At 40.9% G+C, this 25,292-nt stretch carries 24 protein-coding genes and 2 tRNA genes; 22 read left to right on the top strand and 4 right to left on the bottom strand.

Annotated elements, in window-relative coordinates; translation table 11 throughout:
• From TZ90_RS03005 to deoD, 4 genes are all read left to right on the top strand, one after another.
• Positions 1 to 558 carry a DUF1697 domain-containing protein gene (locus TZ90_RS03005; protein WP_045611396.1) on the top strand — a complete coding sequence of 186 codons (558 nt, stop codon included), beginning with the start codon at positions 1 to 3 and terminating at the stop codon, positions 556 to 558.
• On the top strand, positions 558 to 1,367 hold the full coding sequence (locus TZ90_RS03010; protein WP_045611397.1) for a purine-nucleoside phosphorylase: 810 nt from the start codon (positions 558 to 560) through the stop codon (positions 1,365 to 1,367). The genes TZ90_RS03005 and TZ90_RS03010 overlap by 1 nt, the downstream gene beginning before the upstream one ends.
• A gap of 92 nt (positions 1,368 to 1,459) precedes the next feature.
• Positions 1,460 to 2,170, top strand: coding sequence for a type 1 glutamine amidotransferase (locus TZ90_RS03015; RefSeq protein ID WP_045611399.1), 711 nt, complete (start codon positions 1,460 to 1,462; stop codon positions 2,168 to 2,170).
• 337 nt (positions 2,171 to 2,507) lie between these two features.
• A complete protein-coding gene (gene deoD, locus TZ90_RS03020) occupies positions 2,508 to 3,218 on the top strand; it encodes a purine-nucleoside phosphorylase (protein ID WP_045612542.1) in 711 nt (236 codons plus the stop codon).
• Between the two features lie 93 nt (positions 3,219 to 3,311).
• On the opposite strand, the gene TZ90_RS03025 is transcribed toward deoD, so the two are convergent.
• The 3 genes from TZ90_RS03025 to coaA all read right to left on the bottom strand — a co-directional run bounded on the left by TZ90_RS03025 (position 3,312) and on the right by coaA (position 5,100).
• Positions 3,312 to 3,824, bottom strand: coding sequence for a DNA topology modulation protein (locus tag TZ90_RS03025; RefSeq protein ID WP_045611401.1), 513 nt, complete (start codon positions 3,822 to 3,824; stop codon positions 3,312 to 3,314).
• Positions 3,825 to 3,875: 51 nt separating this feature from the next.
• Positions 3,876 to 4,112 (bottom strand): 30S ribosomal protein S20, encoded by a 237-nt coding sequence (gene rpsT, locus TZ90_RS03030; protein ID WP_001274000.1) that lies wholly within the window; start codon positions 4,110 to 4,112, stop codon positions 3,876 to 3,878.
• 67 nt (positions 4,113 to 4,179) lie between these two features.
• Positions 4,180 to 5,100 (bottom strand): type I pantothenate kinase, encoded by a 921-nt coding sequence (gene coaA / locus TZ90_RS03035; RefSeq protein ID WP_045611402.1) that lies wholly within the window; start codon positions 5,098 to 5,100, stop codon positions 4,180 to 4,182.
• Between the two features lie 172 nt (positions 5,101 to 5,272).
• Between coaA and TZ90_RS03040 the strand changes: the two genes are divergently transcribed.
• The 8 genes from TZ90_RS03040 to TZ90_RS03075 all read left to right on the top strand — a co-directional run bounded on the left by TZ90_RS03040 (position 5,273) and on the right by TZ90_RS03075 (position 13,026).
• Entirely contained in the window at positions 5,273 to 5,863 is a 591-nt protein-coding gene (locus TZ90_RS03040; protein ID WP_080890719.1) for a methyltransferase, read from the top strand.
• Positions 5,860 to 7,137 (top strand): pyrimidine-nucleoside phosphorylase, encoded by a 1,278-nt coding sequence (locus TZ90_RS03045; RefSeq protein WP_045611405.1) that lies wholly within the window; start codon positions 5,860 to 5,862, stop codon positions 7,135 to 7,137. The genes TZ90_RS03040 and TZ90_RS03045 overlap by 4 nt, the downstream gene beginning before the upstream one ends.
• A 19-nt stretch (positions 7,138 to 7,156) precedes the next feature.
• Positions 7,157 to 7,819 (top strand): deoxyribose-phosphate aldolase, encoded by a 663-nt coding sequence (gene deoC / locus TZ90_RS03050; protein ID WP_045611407.1) that lies wholly within the window; start codon positions 7,157 to 7,159, stop codon positions 7,817 to 7,819.
• Positions 7,806 to 8,195: a cytidine deaminase gene (locus TZ90_RS03055; protein WP_000246088.1), complete on the top strand. Its 390-nt coding sequence runs from the start codon at positions 7,806 to 7,808 to the stop codon at positions 8,193 to 8,195. Before deoC ends, TZ90_RS03055 begins: the two co-directional genes overlap by 14 nt.
• Positions 8,196 to 8,285: 90 nt before the next feature.
• A complete protein-coding gene (locus TZ90_RS03060) occupies positions 8,286 to 9,338 on the top strand; it encodes a BMP family lipoprotein (RefSeq protein WP_045611409.1) in 1,053 nt (350 codons plus the stop codon).
• A 142-nt stretch (positions 9,339 to 9,480) separates the two neighbouring features.
• Positions 9,481 to 11,016, top strand: coding sequence for an ABC transporter ATP-binding protein (locus tag TZ90_RS03065; protein ID WP_045611410.1), 1,536 nt, complete (start codon positions 9,481 to 9,483; stop codon positions 11,014 to 11,016).
• Positions 11,009 to 12,067 carry an ABC transporter permease gene (locus tag TZ90_RS03070; RefSeq protein ID WP_000038670.1) on the top strand — a complete coding sequence of 353 codons (1,059 nt, stop codon included), beginning with the start codon at positions 11,009 to 11,011 and terminating at the stop codon, positions 12,065 to 12,067. Before TZ90_RS03065 ends, TZ90_RS03070 begins: the two co-directional genes overlap by 8 nt.
• A 2-nt stretch (positions 12,068 to 12,069) precedes the next feature.
• A complete protein-coding gene (locus TZ90_RS03075) occupies positions 12,070 to 13,026 on the top strand; it encodes an ABC transporter permease (RefSeq protein WP_000029124.1) in 957 nt (318 codons plus the stop codon).
• Positions 13,027 to 13,063: 37 nt separating this feature from the next.
• Here the strand turns inward: TZ90_RS03075 and plsY are convergent, their stop codons facing one another.
• Positions 13,064 to 13,705: a glycerol-3-phosphate 1-O-acyltransferase PlsY gene (gene plsY, locus TZ90_RS03080; protein WP_045611414.1), complete on the bottom strand. Its 642-nt coding sequence runs from the start codon at positions 13,703 to 13,705 to the stop codon at positions 13,064 to 13,066.
• A gap of 135 nt (positions 13,706 to 13,840) precedes the next feature.
• Here plsY and parE point away from each other — a divergent pair, with 135 nt between their 5' ends.
• From parE to rpsA, 10 genes are all read left to right on the top strand, one after another.
• The gene (gene parE / locus TZ90_RS03085) at positions 13,841 to 15,784 is read left to right on the top strand and encodes a DNA topoisomerase IV subunit B (RefSeq protein ID WP_045611416.1); all 1,944 of its coding nucleotides are present in this window, start codon (positions 13,841 to 13,843) and stop codon (positions 15,782 to 15,784) included.
• An 18-nt stretch (positions 15,785 to 15,802) separates the two neighbouring features.
• Entirely contained in the window at positions 15,803 to 16,627 is an 825-nt protein-coding gene (locus TZ90_RS03090) for a hypothetical protein (protein WP_045611417.1), read from the top strand.
• Positions 16,628 to 16,714: 87 nt separating this feature from the next.
• Positions 16,715 to 17,533, top strand: a complete 819-nt coding sequence (locus tag TZ90_RS03095; protein ID WP_045611419.1) for an aminoglycoside 6-adenylyltransferase — start codon at positions 16,715 to 16,717, stop codon at positions 17,531 to 17,533.
• Positions 17,534 to 17,762: 229 nt separating this feature from the next.
• Positions 17,763 to 20,234, top strand: coding sequence for a DNA topoisomerase IV subunit A (gene parC, locus TZ90_RS03100; RefSeq protein WP_080890720.1), 2,472 nt, complete (start codon positions 17,763 to 17,765; stop codon positions 20,232 to 20,234).
• Between the two features lie 134 nt (positions 20,235 to 20,368).
• Positions 20,369 to 21,391, top strand: a complete 1,023-nt coding sequence (locus TZ90_RS03105; protein WP_045611421.1) for a branched-chain amino acid aminotransferase — start codon at positions 20,369 to 20,371, stop codon at positions 21,389 to 21,391.
• A gap of 22 nt (positions 21,392 to 21,413) precedes the next feature.
• The gene (locus TZ90_RS03110) at positions 21,414 to 23,381 is read left to right on the top strand and encodes a peptide ABC transporter substrate-binding protein (RefSeq protein WP_045611422.1); all 1,968 of its coding nucleotides are present in this window, start codon (positions 21,414 to 21,416) and stop codon (positions 23,379 to 23,381) included.
• Between the two features lie 98 nt (positions 23,382 to 23,479).
• Complete coding sequence (locus TZ90_RS03115; RefSeq protein ID WP_000037113.1) at positions 23,480 to 23,710, top strand: DUF2969 domain-containing protein; 231 nt, start codon at positions 23,480 to 23,482, stop codon at positions 23,708 to 23,710.
• 49 nt (positions 23,711 to 23,759) lie between these two features.
• Positions 23,760 to 23,840: transfer RNA gene (locus tag TZ90_RS03120), tRNA-Tyr, on the top strand.
• 9 nt (positions 23,841 to 23,849) lie between these two features.
• Positions 23,850 to 23,921: transfer RNA gene (locus TZ90_RS03125), tRNA-Gln, on the top strand.
• A 161-nt stretch (positions 23,922 to 24,082) separates the two neighbouring features.
• Positions 24,083 to 25,285, top strand: a complete 1,203-nt coding sequence (gene rpsA / locus TZ90_RS03130) for a 30S ribosomal protein S1 (protein ID WP_001001630.1) — start codon at positions 24,083 to 24,085, stop codon at positions 25,283 to 25,285.
• Positions 25,286 to 25,292: the final 7 nt, after the last annotated feature.

A 25,292-nucleotide genomic window follows, 5' to 3' on the forward strand; every position in this document is an offset into this window, starting at 1 on the left:
ATGACGCGTTTTACTTTGCTGGTGAGAGGCATTAATGTTGGTGGCAAGAATAAGGTCGTCATGGCGGATCTTCGTCAAGAATTGACAGAGTTGGGACTGGAAAAGGTTGAAACTTATATCAACAGTGGCAATATTTTCTTTACATCGACAATCCCTAAAGCCCGGTTGATTGAAAAATTAGAGGTTTTCTTTGAAGTCCATTATCCATTTATTCAAAGTTTTTCTTTACTGAGTCAAGAAGACTATGAAGCAGAGCTGAAGAATCTGCCAGCTTGGTGGAACGAAGACATGGCTCGAAAGGATGTTCTCTTCTACACGGAGGACTTGGATGGGGAGCAAGTCATCGAGAAGGTTAAAAGTTTAGAGCTGAAAGATGAAGTGGTTCATTTTGGAAAACTTGGTATTTTCTGGGGAAAATTCTCTGAAGAATCTTACTCTAAGACTGCCTATCACAAGTACTTGCTCAAGATGCCTTTCTATCGCAATATTACCATTCGCAATGCCAAAACCTTTGACAAAATCGGTCAAATGCTAAAAACTAATAAAGGAGACACATGATGACATTTTTAGATAAAATCAATGAAACAGCTACCTTTCTGAAAGACAAGGGAATTGCAGCCCCTGAGTTTGGTTTGATCCTTGGATCAGGCCTAGGAGAATTAGCAGAAGAAATCGAAAATCCAGTTGTAGTAGATTATGCAGAAATTCCAAATTGGGGTCGTTCAACAGTAGTTGGTCACGCTGGGAAATTGGTATATGGTGAACTGGCAGGTCGCAAGGTCTTGGCTCTTCAAGGTCGTTTCCATTTCTACGAAGGCAATCCTTTGGATGTCGTGACTTTTCCAGTTCGTGTGATGAAAGTTCTTGGATGTGAAGGTGTCATTGTAACCAATGCAGCTGGTGGTATTGGATATGGTCCTGGTACTTTGATGGCTATCTCAGATCATATCAATATGACGGGGCAAAACCCATTAATGGGTGAAAACTTGGATGACTTTGGTCCACGTTTCCCAGATATGTCTAAAGCCTATACTCCAGAATATCGTGCTACTGCCCATGAAGTGGCTAAGAAACTTGGTATCAAACTAGACGAAGGTGTCTATATCGGTGTAACTGGTCCGACTTATGAAACACCAGCAGAGATTCGTGCCTATAAGACATTGGGAGCGGATGCAGTTGGTATGTCTACTGTTCCGGAAGTGATTGTGGCAGCTCACTCTGGCTTGAAAATACTAGGAATTTCATGTATCACTAACTTTGCAGCTGGTTTCCAAGAAGAACTCAACCACGAAGAAGTTGTAGAAGTGACCGAACGTGTCAAAGGCGACTTTAAAGGCTTGCTGAAAGCGATTCTTGCAGAATTATAATCAATACTTATCATAGAAAGGTAGAGTAAGGTGTTCTGATTTGAACACGAGTGGAAAACTTTTCTAAACACTTAGAAAGGTAAACTATAGAAATGAAAGTGCATTTTATACTACATGAGAGTTTTGAAATTCCAGGTGCTTATCTAACTTGGGCTCAATCAAGAGGTCATGACATTGGAATAACAAAGGTTTATAAGGAAGAAGCTTTACCCCAAACAGTTTCTGATATTGATTTTCTTATCATTATGGGAGGTCCTCAATCTCCTGATGAAGATAAAGAACATTTCCCTTATTATCATCCAAAAGAAGAAATTAGACTCATTCGACAAGCAATAGAAGAAGATAAGTATATTGTAGGTGTATGCTTAGGGGCGCAACTACTTTCTGTTGCTTATGGGGGGCAATATGAGCACAGTCCTGAAAGAGAAATAGGTGTATTCCCTATTAGGATGACTAGTCAAGGACTAGCAGATAAACACCTCAAACATTTTGGTAGCGAGCTTTTAGTTGGTCACTGGCATGGTGATATGCCGGGATTGACAGACGAAGCGGTAATCCTTGCTACCAGTCAAGGTTGTCCGCGACAGATTGTTTGCTTTAGCCCTAAACATTATGCTTTTCAAGTGCATTTAGAGTTTGATTTAGAAGCGATTGATTTATTGGTTGCTGCGGATAGTGAAGAACGATTGATAGAACAACATCAAACATTATCTTTTGTTCAATCACCCGAAGAATTGCGTGGTAACGATTATTCTGAAATGAATGCAAAATTGCATAATTTTTTAGATTCGCTTACAAATTAGAATTACAGACAAACTAGATATTTTAATTTGTGCTAGTTTTTACAAAATATCAAAAATAAGAAAGGTAGAGTGTGTGTTCTGATTTGAACACGATCGGAAAACTTGGAAAATAGATAATCTGACTGAGAAATCAGGATTTCTCGTCAGATTCCTAATTTTCAGTCGTTTTCTTCTCGCTCTCTAATCTTCATAAAATAAAGAAAGGATGGGTTAACTGTATTCATTGAACTGAATACGGGCGGAGAACTGTGTAAAAAAGATAAATTGTCTAGCATCTGCGATGCGTCGTCAGTTTCCTATTTTTACTTTGTTCCCTGTCGCCCTTTATATCTTAATTATGTCTATCCATATTGCTGCTCAGCAGGGTGAAATTGCTGATAAAATTCTTCTTCCTGGGGATCCTCTTCGTGCTAAGTTTATTGCGGAGAATTTCCTTGAAGATGCTGTTTGTTTTAACGAAGTGCGTAACATGTTTGGTTATACAGGTACTTATAAGGGTCACCGTGTTTCTGTTATGGGAACTGGGATGGGGATGCCATCCATTTCCATCTATGCGCGTGAGTTGATTGTCGACTATGGCGTTAAGAAATTGATCCGTGTCGGTACAGCCGGTTCTTTGAATGAGGATGTTCACGTTCGTGAATTGGTCTTGGCGCAAGCAGCTGCTACCAATTCAAACATTGTTCGGAACGACTGGCCTCAATACGATTTCCCTCAAATCGCTAGCTTTGATTTGCTAGATAAAGCCTACCATATTGCCAAAGACCTTGGTATGACGACCCACGTTGGTAACGTCTTGTCATCAGATGTTTTCTATTCAAACTACTTTGAAAAGAACATTGAGCTTGGTAAATGGGGTGTGAAAGCCGTGGAAATGGAAGCAGCAGCACTTTACTATCTGGCAGCTCAACACCATGTAGATGCGCTAGCTATCATGACCATTTCTGATAGTTTGGTCAATCCTGACGAAGATACAACTGCAGAAGAACGCCAAAATACCTTCACTGATATGATGAAGGTTGGTTTAGAAACCTTGATTGCTGAATAAAAGGGAACACAAAAGGAAGATTTTCTGGATGAAAATCTTCCTTTTTTAGTCATTCAGTCCATACTGTGACCTAAATGAATGTTGCTCTATCGTCTATTTTTTAAGAGATTGCAAGAAATAATCAATCTCTGCTTGAGAATGGAGAATATGCATCTTTTCAGGGTAGGTATCACTTAATTTTTGGTATCTTTCCTTAGCATTATTTGTTCGGCCGTCCCAAAGAATCCATCGAATAAACTCCCAATTAAATTGTTCTTGACAACCAGCTGCCATACTTTCTCTGACCTTGCCTCGGTATGTGAGATAACGTTTAAAGGCTCGAAAGAGACAGGTCAATGGCGAAAAATTAAGAAAGATGATTTGGTCAGCTTCCTGCATTCTTTCTTCGTAATAGCACCAAGAATAATTCCCATCAGTGATCCAAGCTTCATGCTTGGTGAGAAAGCTTTTCATCTCGGTCAACATCCATTCTTGGTCACTGTCTTGCCAACCGGGTTGAAATTGGAGTGTGTCCATGTGAAGTTTTGGGATTGAGTAGTAGAGAGATAACTTTTCAGCTAGAGTTGACTTACCAGCACCAGAATATCCGATGATTGCGATTTTCATTTTCTACCTTTTCCTATTTGGGGACAAAAAAACAGCCTCATGGACTGTTTCTTATTTAGCAAGTTTAGCTGAAAGACGAGCTTTATCGCGGCTTGCTTTGTTTTTGTGAATCAAACCTTTAGTTTCTGCTTTATCGATAGCTGAGCTAGCAGCACGGAAAAGTTCTTCAGATGGGTTTGCTTCGAAAGCTTTGATAGCAGTACGCATAGCTGATTTTTGAGCTGAGTTCTTTTCGTTTTGTTTAACGTTCAATTCAGCGCGTTTGATAGCTGATTTAATGTTTGCCAATGTTCTTACCTCCATATTTACTAACTATACTATTATATCTGAAAACTTACGTTTTGACAAGGGAAAATTATTTTTTTAAGTAAATTTCATCGATTTCATGGTTCTTTGTTTTATGAAGAATCACTTCCGCACGATTTCTAGTTGGTTCAATATAATTTTGCAGATTTGTGAGATTGATACTGGTCCAGACCTGATGGGCAAAGGCTTCCACTTCCCCAATCGGCATTTGAGTAAAACGATAGTAGTAGCTATCAGGGTCGTTTTGAGCTAGGCTCAGCATTTTCAAGAAACGATCAAGATACCAACTCTCGATGTCATCTACTGAGGCATCAACATAGATTGAAAAGTCAAAGAAGTCAGTGATATAGAGACGCTCGTTTTGTGGATTCTGAAAGACATTAATCCCCTCAACAATTACAAAGTCTGCAGCTTTGACGCTTTGTTTTTCCTCAGGTACGATGTCGTAGACTTCATGAGAATAGACAGGAATATCCACATCTTGTCCATTTTTGATGCGATCCAGGAAGTTGAGAAGAGCTTCCATATCATAGCTTTCAGGAAATCCCTTGCGATTTAAAATCCCTTGCTCAATCAAGGTCTGGTTGGGATAGAGGAAGCCGTCAGTTGTTACCAACTCAACCTTAGCATCTGTAAGCGTACGGGATAGCAAGATTTGAAGTAGTCGACTGGTTGTGGATTTTCCAACGGCAACACTCCCAGAAACCCCAATGATAAAAGGCTGGGCTTTGCTTTCACGTTGGAGGAAGATTCCTTTTGAAAAGGCTAAATCGTCCTTGGTACGCTTGTAAATCTGGATGAGATGGGCTAGGGGAAGATAGACATCAGTAACATCCTGTAAACTAATCTGGTCATTAAAACTCTTGATGGATTCTAATTCCTCTTCTGTCAAAGGAGGTGTCGTCTTTCGATGCAATGATTGCCAAGTCTGGCGACTGATTTTTTCAAAATGTAAAAATTCGTTTGTCATAAGTTTGTCTTTCTGATTCGATATCTTAGTATAGCATATTTTGGGACTAAAAACATCTAGTATCTGATAGAAAAAGTTTCTTTTGATTAGAAAAATAATGACAAACTAGATCGTATTGTCAAATTACTTGGAAACGGTTTAATATTTCGATAAATTATGGTAAAATAGTTTCATGAGTAAAATGTATTATGCAGAGAATCCTGACGCTGCTCACGACATTCATGAGTTGAGAGTGGACTTGTTGGGAGAAAAAATGACCTTTTTGACAGATGCGGGTGTTTTTAGCAAGAAAATGATTGACTTTGGCAGTCAACTTTTGCTCAAGTGTCTTGAGGTCAACCAAGGAGAGACTGTCCTTGATGTAGGCTGTGGTTATGGGCCTCTGGGCTTGTCCTTGGCTAAGGCTTATGGAGTTCAGGCGACCATGGTCGATATCAATAATCGTGCCTTGGATTTGGCGCGACAAAATGCTGAACGAAATAAAGTAGAAGCGACGATTTTCCAGTCCAACATCTATGAACAAGTTGAAGGGAAATTTGACCATGTCATTTCCAATCCTCCTATCCGTGCGGGCAAGCAAGTGGTTCATGAAATCATTGAGAAAAGTAAAGATTTCTTGGAAACTGGTGGAGATTTAACAATCGTTATCCAGAAAAAACAAGGGGCCCCAAGTGCTAAATCCAAGATGGAAGAGGTGTTTGGCAATTGCGAAATCTTAAAAAAAGATAAGGGATACTATATCCTTAGAAGTGTGAAAGAATGAGAGCAGTTGATTTAATCCAAAAGAAACGAGATGGTCAAGAACTGACTTCGAGTGAAATTGAGTGGCTGGTTGAAGGCTATGTGTCAGGAACTATCCCTGATTATCAGATGTCTGCTTTTGCTATGGCTGTCTATTTCAAACGAATGACGACTCGAGAAATCTCTGACCTAACTATGAAGATGGTCAAGACAGGGCAAGAGTTTGATTTATCAGCTATTGATGGGGTTAAGGTTGACAAGCATTCTACGGGTGGTGTTGGTGATAAGGTAACCTTGATTTTGGCTCCTCTTGTTGCTAGCTTTGGTGTGCCTGTAGCCAAAATGAGTGGTCGTGGTCTCGGCCATACTGGTGGGACAATTGATAAATTGGAGTCCATTAAGGGCTATCAAGTAGAGCGTAGTCAAGAAGATTTTATTCGTCAGGTTCAGGATATTGGTGTATCTGTCATTGGGCAATCAGACCAGCTGGTCAAAGCAGATAAGCTTCTCTATGCCCTTCGTGATGTGACCGCAACTGTCGACACGATTCCTTTGATTGCGAGTTCGGTGATGAGCAAGAAAATCGCGGCAGGAGCGGATGCTATTTTGCTTGACGTAACTGTCGGAGAGGGTGCTTTCATGAAGACGGTTGATGAGGCACGCGAATTGGCTCAAACCATGGTGGATCTTGGTAAGGCTGTTGGTCGGAAGACGGTAGCAGTCATTACGGATATGAGTCAGCCCTTGGGACGAGCGATTGGAAATCGCCTTGAAATCCTTGAGGCATTGGAGATTTTACAAGGTCAAGGCCGTCAGGATATTACCCACTTCATCTGTGAATTGGCTCAAATTATGCTTGGTCTGGCAAATGTAAATAAAACAGTTGAAGAAGTTCGCCAACATCTTGAAAATGATCAAGCGCTAGCTAAGTTTGAGGAGATGGTCCAAGCCCAAGGTGGAGACTTGGAAGACCTCTATCGTCCTGTAAATGTAGCCCATGTGGTGGAAATCCCTGCCCAGGAAACGGGTATTATCTCAGCTCTTCCAGCCATGGAATTTGGTCTTTATGCCATGAGACTGGGTGCTGGTCGTGCAGTTAAGTCTGATGCCTTGGACTATGAAACAGGAATTGTTTTTGAAAAGAAAGTTGGAGATTCCGTTCAACAGGGAGAAATTGTTGCAAAAGTATACACAAATGGGAAAATTTCTCCTCAGCTAGTTACAGATTTTCAAAAATATGTTAAAATAAATGATAGGGTGCAAAGTTTACGAGAAATTATAGAAATTATCTCATAAACCGCAGGAGAATCCGAATATGAAATTAAATAAATATATCGATCATACGCTTTTAAAACAAGATGCAACAGAAAATCAAATTGATTGTTTGTTGTCTGAAGCTAGAGAGTATGATTTTGCCAGTGTTTGCGTTAATCCGACCTGGGTTGAACATGCTAAAAAAGGTCTTGAAGACACAGATGTCAAGGTCTGCACAGTAGTAGGTTTCCCCTTGGGAGCAACAACTTCAACTGTGAAAGCTTTTGAAACAAAAGAAGTTATCCAAAATGGTGCAGATGAGATTGATATGGTGATCAATGTTGGAGCTCTCAAATCAGGTAATCTTGATTTGGTTGAGTCAGATATTCGCGCAGTCGTGGAAGCAAGTGGTGACAAGTTAGTGAAAGTCATTATTGAAGCTTGCCTGCTGACCGACCAAGAAAAAGTTGTGGCTTGCCAATTAGCTCAAAAAACTGGAGCTGATTTTGTTAAAACATCTACTGGTTTTTCAACTGGTGGCGCTACGGTAGCAGATGTCAAATTGATGCGTGAAACAGTTGGACCTGATATGGGTGTCAAGGCTGCTGGTGGAGCTCGTTCTTATGCAGATGCTCTTGCCTTTGTGGAAGCAGGGGCGACCCGTATCGGAACGTCAGCTGGGGTAGCAATTCTAAAAGGAGAATTGGCAGATGGCGACTACTGAGTTGATTGAACTGGCAATTGAAACCAGCAAACATGCCTATGTCCCCTATTCTCACTTTCCTATCGGAGCAGTTTTAGTGGCAAAAGACGGAAGTGTTTACACGGGAGTGAATATCGAAAATGCTAGCTATCCTTTGACCAATTGCGGTGAGAGAACAGCCATTTTTAAGGCTATATCTGAAGGACAAAGAGAATTTTCCGAATTGATTGTCTATGGACAAACTGAAAAACCGATTTCACCATGTGGCGCTTGTCGCCAAGTAATGGTCGAGTTTTTTGAACAAGATCTAAAAGTGACCTTAGTCGCAAAAGATAAATCGACGGTCGAGATGACGGTCGGGGAATTACTTCCATATTCTTTTACAGACTTAAATTAGTCTGAGTCGCTCTTTGAGTGGCAAGGGTCTTTGTGACCAATCAATCCATACTTGCAACATCGTTGCACATCTTATTTAGGAGGTTCAGTAATGAACAAGAAACAATGGCTAGGCCTTGGTCTAGTTGCAGTGGCAGCAGTTGGACTTGCTGCATGTGGTAACCGCTCTTCTCGTAAGGCAGATTCATCTTCTGATGTGAAGACAAAAGCAGCAATCGTCACTGATACTGGTGGTGTTGATGACAAATCATTCAACCAATCAGCTTGGGAAGGTTTGCAAGCTTGGGGTAAAGAACACAACCTTTCAAAAGATAAAGGTTTCACTTACTTCCAATCAACAAGTGAGGCTGACTATGCTAACAACTTGCAACAAGCGGCTGGAAGTTACAACCTAATCTTCGGTGTTGGTTTTGCCCTTCACAATGCAGTTAAAGATGCAGCAGAAGAGCACACTGATTTGAACTATGTTTTGATTGATGATGTGATTAAAGATAAAAAGAATGTTGCTAGTGTAACATTTGCTGATAATGAATCTGCTTACCTCGCAGGTGTGGCTGCAGCAAAAACAACTAAGACAAAACAAGTTGGTTTTGTAGGTGGTATGGAGTCAGAAGTTATCTCTCGTTTTGAAGCTGGTTTCAAGGCAGGTGTTGCCTCAGTAGATTCATCTATCAAAGTACAAGTTGACTATGCTGGTTCATTTGGTGATAATGCCAAAGGTAAAACAATTGCAGCGGCACAATACGCAGCTGGTGCAGACGTTGTTTACCAAGTAGCTGGTGGTACAGGTGCAGGTGTCTTTGCAGAAGCAAAATCACTTAACGAAAGTCGTCCTGAAAATGAAAAAGTTTGGGTTATCGGTGTTGACCGTGACCAAGAAGCAGAAGGTAAATACACTTCTAAAGATGGTAAAGAATCAAACTTTGTTCTTGTATCTACTTTGAAACAAGTTGGTACAACTGTAAAAGATATTTCTAACAAGGCAGAAAAAGGTGAATTCCCTGGTGGTCAAGTAATCGTTTACTCATTGAAGGATAAAGGGGTTGACTTGGTAGTAACAAACCTTTCAGAAGAAGGTAAAAAAGCTGTCGAAGATGCTAAAGCTAAAATCCTTGATGGAAGCGTAAAAGTTCCTGCAAAATAATGGATGGAAGTTATTTCTTAGGAAGCGGCCATCGGCCGCTTTTTAAGAGTTGAGACAAAGTCATTTTGTCTCAATAAAGCTTGCTAGTTTGTCTAGTAGCAAGCTTTATTGAAATAAAATAAGACTCTGAAAGGAAGAGCACATGGCACACGAAAATGTCATTGAGATGCGTGATATTACCAAGGTGTTTGGTGAATTTGTTGCCAACGACAAAATCAACCTGCACCTACGAAAAGGTGAAATTCATGCACTTTTAGGAGAAAATGGGGCTGGTAAGTCCACGCTCATGAACATGTTAGCAGGGCTTCTTGAACCAACTAGTGGTGAAATTGTGGTCAACGGTCAAGTTGTCAACCTCGACTCACCATCAAAAGCGGCTAGCTTAGGAATTGGAATGGTTCACCAGCACTTTATGTTGGTAGAAGCTTTCACAGTGGCTGAAAATATCATTTTAGGTAGTGAATTGACTAAAAATGGTGTGCTAGATATCGCTGGAGCTAGCAAAGAAATCAAGGCTCTTTCTGAACGTTATGGCTTAGCTGTTGACCCTTCTGCCAAGGTGGCAGACATCTCAGTTGGAGCCCAACAACGTGTAGAAATTTTAAAAACCCTTTATCGGGGGGCTGATATCCTTATCTTTGACGAACCAACGGCCGTTTTGACTCCATCAGAAATTGATGAGTTGATGGCTATTATGAAAAATCTTGTCAAAGAAGGGAAATCAATTATCTTGATTACCCACAAGTTGGACGAGATTCGCGCAGTTTCTGACCGCGTTACAGTTATCCGTCGTGGGAAATCAATTGAAACAGTCGAAATTGCAGGAGCTACCAATGCTGATTTGGCGGAAATGATGGTGGGACGTTCAGTTTCCTTTAAAACAGAGAAACAAGTATCTCAACCAAAAGAAGTTGTCTTGTCTATTAAAGACTTGGTGGTCAATGAAAACCGCGGTGTTCCAGCTGTTAAAAATCTGTCCTTGGATGTTCGTGCTGGAGAGATTGTTGGTATTGCGGGGATTGATGGGAATGGTCAGTCTGAACTGATTCAAGCCATCACAGGTCTTCGCAAGGTTGAATCTGGTAGCATCGAGCTAAAAGGAGATTCAATTGTAGGCTTGCACCCACGTCAGATTACAGAGTTGAGTGTTGGGCACGTTCCAGAAGACCGTCACCGTGATGGCTTGATTTTGGAAATGATGATTTCTGAAAATATTGCCCTTCAAACCTACTACAAAGAACCACATAGTAAAAATGGAATTTTGAACTATTCAAATATTACTTCTTATGCTAAAAAGCTAATGGAAGAATTTGATGTTCGTGCTGCCAGTGAATTTGTGCCTGCAGCTGCACTCTCAGGAGGAAATCAACAAAAAGCAATAATTGCTCGTGAAATTGATCGTGATCCTGATCTCCTTATCGTCAGCCAGCCAACTCGTGGTTTGGATGTCGGTGCCATTGAATATATCCACAAACGCTTGATTGAAGAGCGTGATAATGGGAAGGCTGTCCTGGTTGTCAGCTTTGAACTAGATGAGATTTTAAACGTCTCAGACCGTATTGCCGTTATCCACGATGGTAAGATTCAAGGTATTGTATCACCAGAAACAACCAATAAACAAGAACTTGGTGTCTTGATGGCTGGTGGAAACTTGGGAAAGGAGAAGAGTGATGTCTAAAAAATTACAACAAATTTCGGTTCCCTTGATTTCTGTCTTCCTAGGAATTTTACTTGGAGCCATTGTCATGTGGATCTTCGGTTATGATGCTATTTGGGGCTATGAAGAATTGTTCTATACAGCCTTTGGTAGCCTGCGTGGAATTGGAGAAATCTTCCGTGCTATGGGGCCTCTGGTCTTGATTGGTCTTGGTTTTGCCGTTGCCAGTCGAGCTGGTTTCTTTAACGTCGGGCTTCCTGGTCAGGCTTTGGCAGGTTGGATTCTCAGTGGTTGGTTTGCCCTATCGCATCCAGATATGCCACGTCCCTTGATGATTCTAGCGACTATCGTGATTGCCTTGATCGCTGGAGGGATTGTCGGAGCGATTCCGGGTATTCTTAGAGCCTATCTAGGGACGTCAGAGGTTATCGTAACCATCATGATGAACTACATTGTCTTGTATGTAGGAAATGCCTTTATCCATGCTTTCCCTAAAGACTTCATGCAAAGTACAGATTCGACCATTCGTGTTGGGGCTAATGCAACCTACCAGACACCTTGGTTGTCTGAGTTGACTGGTAACTCACGGATGAATATTGGTATTTTCTTTGCCATCATTGCCGTTGCAGTTATTTGGTTCATGCTCAAGAAAACAACCCTTGGTTTTGAAATCCGTGCTGTTGGTCTCAATCCACATGCTTCAGAATATGCTGGTATTTCTGCAAAAAGAACGATTATCCTCTCAATGATTATTTCAGGTGCCTTGGCAGGTCTTGGTGGAGCTGTAGAAGGGCTTGGAACCTTCCAGAACGTCTATGTTCAAGGGGCGTCATTGGCTGTTGGATTTAACGGAATGGCGGTTAGTTTGCTTGCGGCCAACTCACCAATTGGTATTCTCTTTGCAGCCTTCCTATTTGGTGTTCTCCAAGTTGGAGCTCCTGGTATGAATGCGGCGCAGGTACCGTCTGAGCTTGTCAGCATTGTAACAGCGTCTATTATCTTCTTTGTCAGTGTTCATTATCTTATCGAACGCTTTGTCAAACCGAAAAAACAAGTTAAAGGAGGTAAGTAAAGATGTCTATTACAACCTTGCTCACCCTCTTGGTGTCTTCTATGCTGATTTACTCAGCGCCCCTCATCTTTACAAGTATTGGTGGTGTTTTCTCTGAACGTGGTGGTGTCGTAAACGTCGGCCTTGAAGGAATTATGGTTATGGGTGCCTTTTCTGGAGTTGTCTTTAACCTTGAATTTGCAGAACAATTTGGAGCAGCAACTCCATGGCTATCCTTGCTTGTAGCAGGATTGGTTGGAGGCCTCTTCTCTATCATCCACGCAGCAGCGACGGTTCATTTCCGTGCAGACCATGTTGTCAGCGGTACGGTATTGAACTTGATGGCGCCTGCCTTGGCTGTTTTCTTGGTGAAAGTGCTTTATAACAAAGGACAAACCGACAACCTAAGTCAGACTTTTGGACGTTTTGACTTCCCAGTCTTGGCAAATATCCCAGTTATCGGTGATATCTTCTTCAAGTCAACTAGTCTACTTGGTTATCTAGCGATTGCCTTCTCGTTCCTCGCTTGGTTTATCCTCTTCAAGACTCGATTTGGTCTTCGACTCCGCTCTGTAGGTGAGCATCCTCAAGCAGCGGATACCTTGGGAATCAATGTCTACAAGATGAGATATTTAGGGGTTATTATTTCCGGTTTCCTAGGTGGAATTGGTGGAGCGATTTATGCTCAATCAATCTCAGTTAACTTCTCAGTGACAACTATTGTTGGACCTGGATTTATCGCCCTTGCTGCGATGATCTTTGGGAAATGGAATCCAATCGGAGCCATGCTTTCTAGTCTCTTCTTTGGACTTTCACAAAGTTTGGCTGTTATCGGCTCTCAATTGCCATTCCTACAAGGAGTGCCTGCGGTTTACCTTCAAATCGCACCTTACGTTTTGACCATTCTTGTCTTGGCAGCCTTCTTTGGAAAAGCAGTCGCACCAAAAGCAGATGGTATCAATTACATCAAATCAAAATAAGTATACAAAAAAACGTCAGTTCTGTTCAAACTGGCGTTTATTTTTTAGAATTTTGATGGGTTAAGTTCAATCCCCAAGGGACTAAATTTTCAGTCTTGTTTTTGATACGAGCGACATTATCCTTATGACGAATGATAATCAAACTAGCAAGAGCTAGGATAATAGCGATGAATAGAGGGTCATAGTTGCTCAGGATAAAACCAAAAAGTGGAAAGAGTAGAACTCCGATGACAGCCGCGATAGATGCTGTGACACTAGATAGTGAAATCATACTGCCAAGATAGAGGGTTCCAAAGAAAACAACTGCTAGATAGAGACAGAAGACAGGTGCAAATCCGAAAACCACTCCAGCACTAGTTGCGACAGCCTTGCCTCCCTTAAATCCTGCAAAGATAGGGAAGGTATGGCCGATTACAGCCAAAAGTCCAAAGATGAGAGGCGAAACGCCTTGCAGATGAAAAATAATTGGAAGAAGTGTTGCTAGAGTTCCTTTGAAAAAGTCAATGACAAAGGTCGCCATACCTGCTTTCTTTCCTAAAATGCGGAAAGTATTGGTTGTTCCGGTATTTCCAGAACCATGTTCACGCAGATTGATTTGAAAGAATACTTGTCCAATCCAGAGACCAGACGGAATCGAACCCAGCAGATAGGCTAGGATTAATAAAACTATTGTAATCATACTCCTATTATATCATGAAATGGAGAAGAAAGGCAGAGAATCTCTTCTGAAATTGTCACAGCGGAGAAAGAAAAATTTTGCAAAATCCTTAGAAAACCTGTAGAATAGTAAAGATGAACGAATAGGAGGTTCCTTGTGTCAAAAAAGGAAATCAATATTAACAATTATAATGATGATGCCATTCAGGTGCTAGAAGGGTTGGATGCGGTTCGAAAACGTCCAGGGATGTATATCGGATCGACCGATAGCGCTGGTCTCCATCACCTAGTTTGGGAAATCGTTGATAATGCAGTCGATGAGGCCTTGTCTGGATTTGGTGATCGTATTGATGTGACCATCAATAAAGATGGGAGTTTGACTGTGCAAGACCACGGACGTGGGATGCCGACTGGAATGCACGCTATGGGAATCCCAACGGTTGAAGTAATCTTTACCATTCTTCATGCCGGAGGGAAATTCGGTCAGGGTGGCTACAAGACATCTGGTGGTCTCCACGGGGTGGGTTCTTCCGTTGTTAATGCCCTTTCTAGCTGGCTAGAAGTTGAAATCACTCGCGATGGTGCAGTTTACAAGCAACGTTTTGAAAATGGTGGAAAACCTGTCACAACTCTGAAGAAAATCGGTACAGCGCCCAAGTCTAAAACAGGTACCAAGGTTACGTTTATGCCTGATGCGACGATCTTCTCTACGATCGATTTCAAGTACAATACCATCTCAGAGCGTCTTAATGAATCAGCCTTTCTCTTGAAAAATGTGACCTTGTCTTTGACGGACGAGCGAACAGATGAAGGGATTGAATTCCACTATGAGAATGGGGTGCAAGACTTCGTTTCTTATCTAAACGAAGACAAGGAAACTTTGACGCCAGTTCTATACTTTGAAGGTGAAGACAACGGTTTCCAAGTGGAAGTAGCTCTCCAGTACAATGATGGATTTTCAGATAACATTCTGTCCTTTGTTAATAACGTTCGTACTAAGGACGGTGGAACACACGAGACAGGACTCAAGTCCGCCATTACCAAGGTTATGAATGACTATGCGCGTAAGACGGGGCTTCTCAAGGAAAAAGATAAAAACCTTGAAGGTTCAGACTATCGTGAGGGACTAGCAGCCGTTCTTTCTATCTTGGTTCCTGAAGAACACCTCCAGTTTGAAGGTCAGACAAAGGATAAATTGGGAAGCCCACTGGCTCGTCCAGTTGTGGATGGAATTGTAGCTGATAAGTTGACTTTCTTCCTTATGGAAAATGGGGAATTAGCTTCAAATCTTATTCGCAAAGCCATCAAGGCCCGTGATGCTCGTGAAGCGGCACGTAAGGCGCGTGATGAGAGCCGAAATGGTAAGAAAAATAAAAAAGACAAGGGCTTGTTGTCTGGGAAATTGACCCCAGCCCAATCTAAGAATCCTGCTAAGAACGAGCTCTATTTGGTAGAGGGGGATTCTGCCGGAGGTTCTGCCAAACAAGGCCGTGACCGCAAGTTCCAGGCTATCTTGCCCCTTCGAGGTAAGGTTATCAATACAGCTAAAGCCAAGATGGCGGATATCCTCAAAAATGAAGAGATCAATACCATGATTTATACTATCGGTGCGGGTGTGGGAGCAGATTTCTCCATTGAAGATGCCAACTATGACAAGATCATTATCATGACCGATGCGGATACCGACGGTGCCCATATCCAGACCTTGCTCTTGACCTTTTTCTATTGTTACATGCGTCCCCTAGTTGAGGCAGGACACGTTTATATCGCCCTTCCGCCTCTTTACAAGATGTCCAAAGGCAAAGGCAAGAAAGAAGAAGTAGCCTACGCATGGACAGACGGAGAACTTGAAGAACTCCGCAAGCAGTTCGGTAAAGGCGCAACACTCCAACGCTACAAGGGGCTTGGAGAGATGAACGCCGACCAGCTATGGGAAACAACCATGAATCCAGAAACCCGTACCCTCATACGTGTCACCATCGAGGACCTAGCACGCGCCGAACGTCGAGTCAATGTCCTCATGGGAGACAAGGTAGAACCACGACGTAAGTGGATTGAAGACAATGTCAAGTTTACGCTGGAAGAAGCGACGGTGTTTTAAGATAGTATAGGAGATATTATGGCGAGACGAAATTATTTTGATATTTTGAACCAGATGGAGTTTGATCCACAGAGAGAACTGAAAAATTTAGTGGACTTACTTAAAATGGAGAATAATTTGGGCCACGGCTATTATACAACAATAAATAGTGCCATTTCTGATAATTTCTTAGATTATCCTAATCGATCAACGTTCACCAGTTATTCACAAATGATAGAAGTTATTATTTCAAACATCTATGATACAACTGAACAACTATTTGTTTTCTCTGAGTTATTAGTCGATATATTTAATAATCTTGAGGGAAAATTTACAGAAAAAGAATGTCAGTTTATTCAAGTTATATTTGATAATATTACAAGATTCTTAGAATTATCAAATCATGAACTGATCACTTTAGAAAATGGTGACAAGATCATTGTTGAAAAGAATGTTTATGCCTCAGAAGTTTCTCAGATTATATCTGAGACAAATATACAAGATGCAATAAAGGTTTTAGAATATAATCATTTTGCAAATAAGGGAAATATTCAGCGTAAGAAAGAAATACTTATTGCTTTAGCGAACTACCTTGAACCGTTTAGGAGAGAACTAAATAATTCTGAAGAATTAAAAGATATTATGAAAGTTAATAATCAAAAGGTTATCGCGTTTGAAAAACTTTTTGAAATGTATAGTAATTTTGGTTTAAGGCACAATAATTCAAATCAATATCATCTTGATTTGGCTGATGATGAATTGGAACAATGGTACGATGACGTCTATACTTCGACTTTATTTGTTATTTTAAGCATGGATGAATCTAGAATTTTGTCGAAATTAAAAACTTTGAGAGAAGAATAGCTAAATCTTTTATAATTGATTAACTAATTTAACTTGAGAAATAGTATGCTAATATACAGGAATATCAAATAAAAAACAGGTGTTACCATGAGAACAGAATCCAAAATGTTGAATCTAATTTTACACACAGCAAAAAGTCTAAAAGTCGAGGCTGTCGCCATGTCTGGTTCACGAACTGATGCAAAAGCACTAAAAGATGAGTTTCAAGATTACGACGTGGTCTATGTTGTGGAGGATTTAGATGCCCTGACGAGTGACCTTTCTTGGTTGGACCAGTTTGGCAAACGCATTATCGAGCAAGAAGTTAGGTTGGGACATCGCCGTCTATTTCTCATGCTCTTTGAGGATGGTAACCGCATTGATTTGACTCTTTGCCCAAAAGAGCACATCAAAGAGTGGGTGGATAGTGAGGCAGGATTCACTGTTTTAGAAGATCCAGAACATTTATTTGAACCCTATTCTCAAAATCTAGAGCGTTACTGGACAAGCCCAGCTAGTGCGATAGAGTTTGAAAAAGTCTGCAATGAATTTTGGTGGGTGTCAGCCTACGTGGTCAAAGGAATCTGTCGTAAGCAAGTCATCTATGCCACTGACCATCTCTATGGTATTTGTCAGCAAGAGTTGTTAAAAGTCTTAGCTTGGCAGGTTGCAAGTAATAGGGGAGTGGTCGATATAGGCAAGAATTATAAGTATCTTTTTAACTATTTACCTACTGAGAAAGGAAAGGAATTCTCAAGTCTACTTGATTTCTCAAATAGTGACAAAATCACTCAGTCTTTGTTTGATACGATGCAACTTTTCCACCAAGAGGCTCAGTCCCTTTCTCAAAAGATGGATTATGACTACGATAAAGAAGTAGCTGAGAAGATGATTCAATACGTTGAGGAGAGACTTCTTAATTGCTGACTAATTTAAAAGATTAAACTACAGAAAGGATTGTTTGGTTTCTTACGGTAACTGAACATGGGACTAATTCCCGTAAAATACTCTTCACTGTATAAAAACTACTCTACATTCTTTGAAAGGAGTTGAACACGCCCTAAATGCTAGGTGAAAAAGATAAATTCTCTTGTGAGCTTTCTTACTTCAAGAATTTTCTATTTTCACTTGGTATTTTACGGGCTCTGTATCCTATATGAGTAACATTCAAAACATGTCCCTTGAGGACATCATGGGAGAGCGCTTTGGTCGCTACTCCAAGTACATTATTCAAGACCGGGCTTTGCCAGATATTCGTGATGGATTGAAGCCGGTTCAGCGCCGCATTCTTTATTCGATGAATAAGGATGGTAATACCTTTGACAAAAGTTACCGTAAGTCGGCCAAGTCTGTCGGGAATATCATGGGGAATTTTCACCCACACGGTGACAGTTCTATCTATGATGCTATGGTTCGTATGTCACAGGACTGGAAAAACCGTGAGATTTTGGTCGAAATGCACGGTAATAACGGTTCTATGGACGGAGATCCGCCTGCGGCTATGCGTTATACCGAGGCGCGTTTGTCTGAAATTGCTGGCTACCTTCTTCAAGATATCGAGAAAAAGACAGTTCCTTTTGCTTGGAACTTTGACGATACGGAGAAAGAGCCGACAGTCTTGCCAGCAGCCTTTCCAAACCTTTTAGTCAATGGTTCGACTGGGATTTCGGCTGGATATGCCACAGATATTCCACCCCATAATTTAGCTGAGGTCATTGATGCCACTGTTTATATGATTGACCACCCGACAGCTAAGGTGGATAAACTCATGGAATTCTTACCAGGACCAGATTTCCCTACAGGAGCTATCATCCAAGGGCGTGACGAAATCAAGAAGGCCTATGAAACTGGGAAAGGGCGCGTGGTTGTTCGTTCCAAGACTGAGATTGAAAAGCTAAAAGGTGGTAAGGAACAAATCGTTGTCACTGAGATTCCTTATGAAATCAACAAGGCCAATCTGGTCAAGAAAATCGATGAAGTCCGTGTCAATAACAAGGTAGCAGGAATCGCCGAGGTTCGTGATGAGTCTGACCGTGATGGTCTTCGTATCGCGATTGAACTCAAGAAAGACGCTAATACAGAGCTCGTTCTCAACTATCTCTTTAAATATACTGACCTGCAAATCAACTACAACTTTAATATGGTTGCGATTGATAATTTCACACCTCGTCAGGTTGGGATTGTCCCAATCTTGTCTAGTTACATCGCCCACCGTCGTGAAGTGATTTTGGCACGTTCCCGCTTTGACAAGGAAAAGGCTGAGAAACGTCTCCATATCGTCGAAGGTTTGATTCGAGTGATTTCAATCTTGGACGAAGTCATTGCCCTTATCCGAGCTTCTGAGAACAAGGCTGATGCCAAGGAAAACCTCAAGGTCAGTTATGATTTTACGGAAGAACAGGCTGAGGCTATTGTTACCTTGCAACTGTACCGTTTGACCAATACAGACGTAGTTGTCTTGCAGGAAGAAGAAGCAGAACTTCGTGAGAAGATTGCCATGCTTGCGGCTATTATCGGTGATGAGCGGACTATGTACAATCTCATGAAGAAAGAACTTCGTGAGGTTAAGAAGAAGTTTGCGACTCCGCGTTTGAGTAGCATAGAAGACACTGCGAAAGTAATCGAGATTGATACAGCTAGTCTGATCGCCGAGGAAGATACCTACGTCAGCGTGACCAAGGCAGGTTACATCAAGCGTACCAGCCCACGTTCCTTTGCGGCTTCCACTCTGGAAGAAATTGGCAAACGTGATGATGACCGTCTCATCTTTGTTCAATCTGCCAAGACCACCCAGCATCTTCTGATGTTCACGACGCTTGGAAATGTCATTTATCGACCAATCCATGAATTGGCTGATATTCGTTGGAAGGATATCGGGGAGCATTTGAGCCAAACCATCACAAACTTTGAAACTAACGAAGAAATCCTTTATGTGGAAGTCGTGGATGAGTTTGATGATGCGACAACCTACTTTGCGGTGACTCGTCTTGGTCAAATCAAACGGGTAGAACGCAAAGAATTCTCTCCATGGCGGACCTATAAATCTAAGTCTGTCAAGTATGCTAAGCTCAAAGACGATACAGACCAGATTGTAGCAGTGGCTCCGATTAAACTAGATGATGTTCTTTTGATTAGCCAAAATGGTTATGCCCTTCGTTTCAATATCGAAGAGGTTCCAGTTGTCGGTGCTAAGGCTGCAGGTGTCAAAGCTATGAACCTGAAAGCAGATGATGTTCTCCAATCGGCCTTTATCTGTAACACTTCATCCTTCTACCTCTTGACTCAGCGTGGAAGTTTGAAACGTGTTTCTATTGACGAAATTCCAGCAACTAGCCGTGCCAAACGAGGACTACAAGTCTTGTGTGAGTTGAAAAACAAACCGCATCGTGTCTTCTTAGCAGGATCAGTTGCAGAGCAAGGATTTGTTGGTGATCTCTTCAGTACAGAAGTGGAGGAGAACGACCAAACGCTGCTTGTTCAATCCAACAAAGGAACAATCTATGAAAGTCGACTACAAGACTTGAATCTGTCAGAACGCACAAGTAATGGTAGCTTCATCTCTGACACGATTTCGGATGAAGAAGTTTTTGACGCTTATCTTAAAGAAGTATTTACTGAAGCTAAATAAGTGAAATGAAGAATCAGTTCTCAGAGCTGGTTCTTTTTATTGAAGAAATTTTCTGAAAATTACAAAATATACTTGCTATTTTAGAAAAATAGTGTAGAATAAAAGAAATAGGTTTTTAGAATAAGGAGTGGAATATGACAGTAACGATTGATTGGGAAAATCTCGGTTTTTCCTATATGAAATTACCTTATCGCTATATTGCTCATTTTAAAAATGGACAATGGAATAAAGGAGAACTTACAGAAGATGCAACCTTGCATATTTCAGAGTCTTCTCCAAGTCTTCACTATGGTCAACAAGCCTTTGAAGGTTTGAAAGCTTACCGTACTAAGGATGGTAGTGTTCAACTTTTCCGTCCTGACGAAAATGCTAAACGCCTGCAACGTACTTGTGATCGTCTCTTGATGCCACAAGTTCCGACAGAAATGTTTGTAGAAGCTTGTAAGGCAGTTGTTCGTGCGAATGAAGAATACGTACCACCATACGGAACAGGTGGAACCCTTTATCTTCGTCCTCTTTTGATTGGAGTAGGAGATATTATCGGAGTAAAACCAGCAGAAGAGTACATTTTCACTATCTTTGCCATGCCAGTTGGTAATTACTTTAAAGGTGGTTTGGTTCCAACCAACTTCTTGATTCAGGATGAATACGACCGTGCCGCTCCAAATGGTACAGGTGCGGCTAAGGTTGGTGGAAACTATGCTGCAAGTCTCTTACCAGGGAAATTGGCCAAGTCACGTCATTTCTCAGATGTTATCTATCTAGATCCTTCAACACATACAAAGATTGAAGAAGTCGGTTCAGCTAACTTCTTTGGAATTACAGCTGATAATGAATTTGTAACACCATTGAGTCCATCTATCTTGCCATCTATTACCAAGTACTCTTTGCTTTACTTGGCAGAACATCGCTTGGGCTTAACTCCTATTGAGGGGGATGTCCCGATTGATAACCTTGACCGTTTTGTAGAGGCAGGTGCCTGTGGTACAGCAGCAGTGATTTCCCCAATTGGTGGAATTCAGCACGGTGATGATTTCCATGTATTCTATAGTGAAACAGAAGTAGGTCCTGTGACTCGTAAACTCTATGATGAATTGACAGGAATTCAGTTTGGCGATATTGAAGCGCCAGAAGGTTGGATTGTAAAAGTAGATTAAAATTAACTAAAGGAGATTTTTTATGAAATCGAAAAAGTGGCTCTTAACAGCAGGAGTGGTCCTGAGCACAACAGCTCTATTAGCGGCTTGTGGAAAAGCTGATAAAGAAGCAGATGCACCGACAACATTTTCATATGTCTATGCAGTAGATCCTGCGTCTTTGGACTATAGTGTAGCGACTCGTACATCTACAACAGATGTCATCGGGAACGTGGTTGATGGATTGATGGAAAACGACCAATACGGAAATGTTATCCCTTCCTTGGCTGAAGATTGGTCTGTGTCTAAAGATGGTTTGACTTATACCTATAAACTTCGTAAAGGAGTTAAATGGTACACATCAGAAGGCGAAGAATATGCAGAAGTAACAGCCCATGACTTTGTAACAGGATTAAAACACGTAGCTGACGGTAAGTCAGACGGTGTCTCTCTCATCCAAAATTCAATTAAGGGCTTGGATGCCTACATGACTGGTGAGACCAATGATTTCTCTACAGTTGGTGTTAAGGCCTTGGACGATTATACAGTTGAATATACCCTAAACAAACCAGAAAGTTTCTGGAACTCTAAAGTTACAACAGCGACAATGTTGCCTGTAAATGAAGAGTTTTTGAAGGCATCAGGTAAAGATTATGGAGCAGTTACTCCAGCAGGGATTCTTTACAATGGTCCTTATATCTTGAAGACCTTGACGTCTAAATCGTTAATTGAATACGAGAAAAACCCAAATTACTGGGATAAAGAAAAGGTAAAGATCGAAAAGATTAAATTGACTTACTACGATGGTTCTGATCAGGAATCGTTGATTCGTAGCTTCTCTTCTGGTGCCTATACGACAGCCCGTCTCTTCCCAAGTAGCTCAAACTTTGCTTCTACTTTGGAACAATACGGAGATAAAATCACTTATAGCCCACAGGACTCAAGTAGTTATTACTTCACCTTTAACGTAAATCGTCAGTCATATAATAAAACTGCGAAAACAAGTGAAGAACAAAAGACTTCTACAAAAGAAGCTATGCTTAATAAGGACTTCCGTCAGGCTATCAACTTTGCCTTCAACCGCCATTCTTATGCTGCCCAGCTAAATGGTGAAGACGGTGCGGACAAGATTATTCGTAACAGTCTCGTTCCAGATAACTTTGTGCAAGCAGGTGGTAAAAACTTTGGTCAAATCGCTCAAGCAGAGTTGGTGAACTATGGTGACCAATGGAAAGGTGTTGAGCTAGTTGACGGTAAGGATTCTATCTACAATCCTGACAAGGCTAAAGCTGCTTTCGAAAAAGCTAAGAAAGACTTGGAATCTAAAGGGGTAACATTCCCAATTCACTTGGATGTCCCAGTTGAACAAACAGATACCATCGCCGTTCAACAAAGCAACTCTTTCAAACAGTCAATCGAATCAACTCTTGGTGCTGAAAATGTTATCATCGACGTTCTTCAAATGACAGATAATGAAAAGGAAACAATCACTTCACAAGCGCGTGTTCCTTCTCAAAAAGACTATGATTTGAACAGTACAGGATGGGCTCCAAGTTATCAAGACCCAGCATCTTACTTGAATATCATGGATCCTAAATCAGGTTCTGCCATGAAGCACCTCGGTATTACTAAAGGGAAAGATAAGGATGTTGTAGCTAAACTTGGTTTGGACCAATATAAGAAATTATTGGATGATGCAGATTCAGAAACTACAAATCTTGAAGAACGCTATGAAAAATATGCCAAGGCTCAAGCTTGGTTGACAGACAGTTCATTATTGATGCCGACAGCCTCATCTGGTGGTTCTCCAGTTGTAAGTAATGTAGTGCCATTCTCAAAACCATACTCACAAGTTGGTATTAAGGGTGACCCATATATCTTTAAAGGAATGAAATTGCAAAAAGATATCGTTACGACAAAAGAATATGAAGAAGCACTGAAAAAATGGCAAAAAGAAAAATTGGAATCAAACGGTAAGTACCAAAAAGAACTAGAAAAACACATTAAATAAAGTAGAAAACTCTATATCAGACTCGGAATGATATAGAGTTTTTTCTTGCTAGTTTTAGGATTTTCTTGTAAAATAGAAAAAGTGAAGAGAGGTATGAAATGAGTAAGAAAGATAAAAAAATTGAAATTCAAGTAGCAGATGCTAAAGTCAATGTAGGAAAAGACAGTTTTGAAGGTTATACATTGACCATTGGTAAAAAAGTTATCGGAGAAATTGCCGAATTAGATGGACAATTTGCCATCATAAAGAATGGGAATGTCGATAGTTTTTATAAAAAATTGGAAAAAGCTGTGGAAATTTTGATTGAAAATTATAATTTAGCAAAATAAGTCTTGTTTTTTTGAAATTTTCATGATATAATAGTCCATGTTGATTGTAGGAGAGATAGCGAAGAGGCTAAACGCGGCGGACTGTAAATCCGCTCCTTCGGGTTCGGGGGTTCGAATCCCTCTCTCTCCATTTCATCAATGGGGTATAGCCAAGCGGTAAGGCAAGGGACTTTGACTCCCTCATGCGTTGGTTCGAATCCAGCTACCCCAGTTCTTAGGTAATAATCAAGATAAAAAGCAAAATATCTTAGGGTATTTTATTTTTATAATTGAAAGACGTGAACGATATGAACATGTCCTTGCGGGTGCTTAGGAAAAAAATTATAAGTATGTCAAGTTTAAGAAAAACTTGATTGTTGGAGGATTTTTTAGATGAACGAATTTGAAGATTTGCTAAATAGCGTTAGCCAAGTTGAGACTGGTGATGTTGTTAGTGCTGAAGTATTGACAGTTGATGCGACTCAAGCTAACGTTGCAATCTCTGGAACTGGTGTTGAAGGTGTCTTGACTCTTCGCGAATTGACAAACGATCGCGATGCAGATATCAATGACTTTGTTAAAGTAGGAGAAGTATTGGATGTTCTTGTACTTCGTCAAGTAGTTGGTAAAGATACTGATACAGTTACATACCTTGTATCTAAAAAACGCCTTGAAGCTCGCAAAGCATGGGACAAACTTGTTGGTCGCGAAGAAGAAGTTGTTACTGTTAAAGGAACTCGTGCCGTTAAAGGTGGACTTTCAGTAGAATTTGAAGGTGTTCGTGGATTTATCCCAGCTTCAATGTTGGATACTCGTTTCGTACGTAACACTGAGCGTTTTGTAGGTCAAGAATTTGATGCTAAAATCAAAGAAGTTGACGCTAAAGAAAACCGCTTCATCCTTTCACGTCGTGAAGTTGTTGAAGCAGCTACAGCAGCAGCTCGTGCTGAAGTATTCGGTAAATTGGCTGTTGGTGATGTAGTAACTGGTAAAGTTGCACGTATCACAAGCTTCGGTGCTTTCATCGACCTTGGTGGTGTTGATGGATTGGTTCACTTGACTGAATTGTCACATGAACGTAACGTTTCACCAAAATCAGTTGTAACTGTTGGTGAAGAAATTGAAGTGAAAATTCTTGATCTTAACGAAGAAGAAGGACGCGTATCACTTTCACTTAAAGCAACAACACCTGGACCATGGGATGGCGTTGAGCAAAAATTGGCTAAAGGTGATGTAGTAGAAGGAACAGTTAAACGTTTGACTGACTTCGGTGCATTTGTTGAAGTATTGCCAGGTATCGATGGACTTGTTCACGTATCACAAATTTCACACAAACGTATTGAAAATCCAAAAGAAGCTCTTAAAGTTGGTCAAGAAGTTAAAGTTAAAGTTCTTGAAGTTAACGCAGATGCAGAGCGAGTATCACTTTCTATCAAAGCTCTTGAAGAGCGTCCAGCTCAAGAAGAAGGACAAAAAGAAGAAAAACGTGCTGCTCGTCCACGTCGTCCAAAACGTCAAGAAAAACGTGATTTCGAACTTCCAGAAACACAAACAGGATTCTCAATGGCTGACTTGTTCGGTGATATCGAACTTTAATCAAATT

This window comes from Streptococcus mitis (assembly GCF_000960005.1).
GTDB lineage: Bacteria > Bacillota > Bacilli > Lactobacillales > Streptococcaceae > Streptococcus > Streptococcus mitis_CK.

Excerpts from the sequence above, each read along its gene's own strand:
- deoC (WP_045611407.1), top strand. The coding sequence starts at position 7,157 with ATGAAATTAAATAAATATATCGATCATACGCTTTTAAAACAAGATGCA.
- TZ90_RS03075 (WP_000029124.1), top strand. The coding sequence starts at position 12,070 with ATGTCTATTACAACCTTGCTCACCCTCTTGGTGTCTTCTATGCTGATT.
- TZ90_RS03110 (WP_045611422.1), top strand. The coding sequence starts at position 21,414 with ATGAAATCGAAAAAGTGGCTCTTAACAGCAGGAGTGGTCCTGAGCACA.
- plsY (WP_045611414.1), bottom strand. The coding sequence starts at position 13,705 with ATGATTACAATAGTTTTATTAATCCTAGCCTATCTGCTGGGTTCGATT.
- TZ90_RS03025 (WP_045611401.1), bottom strand. The coding sequence starts at position 3,824 with ATGAAAATCGCAATCATCGGATATTCTGGTGCTGGTAAGTCAACTCTA.
- TZ90_RS03115 (WP_000037113.1), top strand. The coding sequence starts at position 23,480 with ATGAGTAAGAAAGATAAAAAAATTGAAATTCAAGTAGCAGATGCTAAA.
- TZ90_RS03065 (WP_045611410.1), top strand. The coding sequence starts at position 9,481 with ATGGCACACGAAAATGTCATTGAGATGCGTGATATTACCAAGGTGTTT.
- TZ90_RS03095 (WP_045611419.1), top strand. The coding sequence starts at position 16,715 with ATGAGAACAGAATCCAAAATGTTGAATCTAATTTTACACACAGCAAAA.
- rpsA (WP_001001630.1), top strand. The coding sequence starts at position 24,083 with ATGAACGAATTTGAAGATTTGCTAAATAGCGTTAGCCAAGTTGAGACT.
- TZ90_RS03105 (WP_045611421.1), top strand. The coding sequence starts at position 20,369 with ATGACAGTAACGATTGATTGGGAAAATCTCGGTTTTTCCTATATGAAA.
- TZ90_RS03070 (WP_000038670.1), top strand. The coding sequence starts at position 11,009 with ATGTCTAAAAAATTACAACAAATTTCGGTTCCCTTGATTTCTGTCTTC.
- coaA (WP_045611402.1), bottom strand. The coding sequence starts at position 5,100 with ATGACAAACGAATTTTTACATTTTGAAAAAATCAGTCGCCAGACTTGG.
- TZ90_RS03040 (WP_080890719.1), top strand. The coding sequence starts at position 5,273 with ATGAGTAAAATGTATTATGCAGAGAATCCTGACGCTGCTCACGACATT.
- TZ90_RS03015 (WP_045611399.1), top strand. The coding sequence starts at position 1,460 with ATGAAAGTGCATTTTATACTACATGAGAGTTTTGAAATTCCAGGTGCT.
- TZ90_RS03005 (WP_045611396.1), top strand. The coding sequence starts at position 1 with ATGACGCGTTTTACTTTGCTGGTGAGAGGCATTAATGTTGGTGGCAAG.
- TZ90_RS03055 (WP_000246088.1), top strand. The coding sequence starts at position 7,806 with ATGGCGACTACTGAGTTGATTGAACTGGCAATTGAAACCAGCAAACAT.
- parC (WP_080890720.1), top strand. The coding sequence starts at position 17,763 with ATGAGTAACATTCAAAACATGTCCCTTGAGGACATCATGGGAGAGCGC.
- TZ90_RS03045 (WP_045611405.1), top strand. The coding sequence starts at position 5,860 with ATGAGAGCAGTTGATTTAATCCAAAAGAAACGAGATGGTCAAGAACTG.
- TZ90_RS03090 (WP_045611417.1), top strand. The coding sequence starts at position 15,803 with ATGGCGAGACGAAATTATTTTGATATTTTGAACCAGATGGAGTTTGAT.
- TZ90_RS03060 (WP_045611409.1), top strand. The coding sequence starts at position 8,286 with ATGAACAAGAAACAATGGCTAGGCCTTGGTCTAGTTGCAGTGGCAGCA.
- TZ90_RS03010 (WP_045611397.1), top strand. The coding sequence starts at position 558 with ATGACATTTTTAGATAAAATCAATGAAACAGCTACCTTTCTGAAAGAC.
- deoD (WP_045612542.1), top strand. The coding sequence starts at position 2,508 with ATGTCTATCCATATTGCTGCTCAGCAGGGTGAAATTGCTGATAAAATT.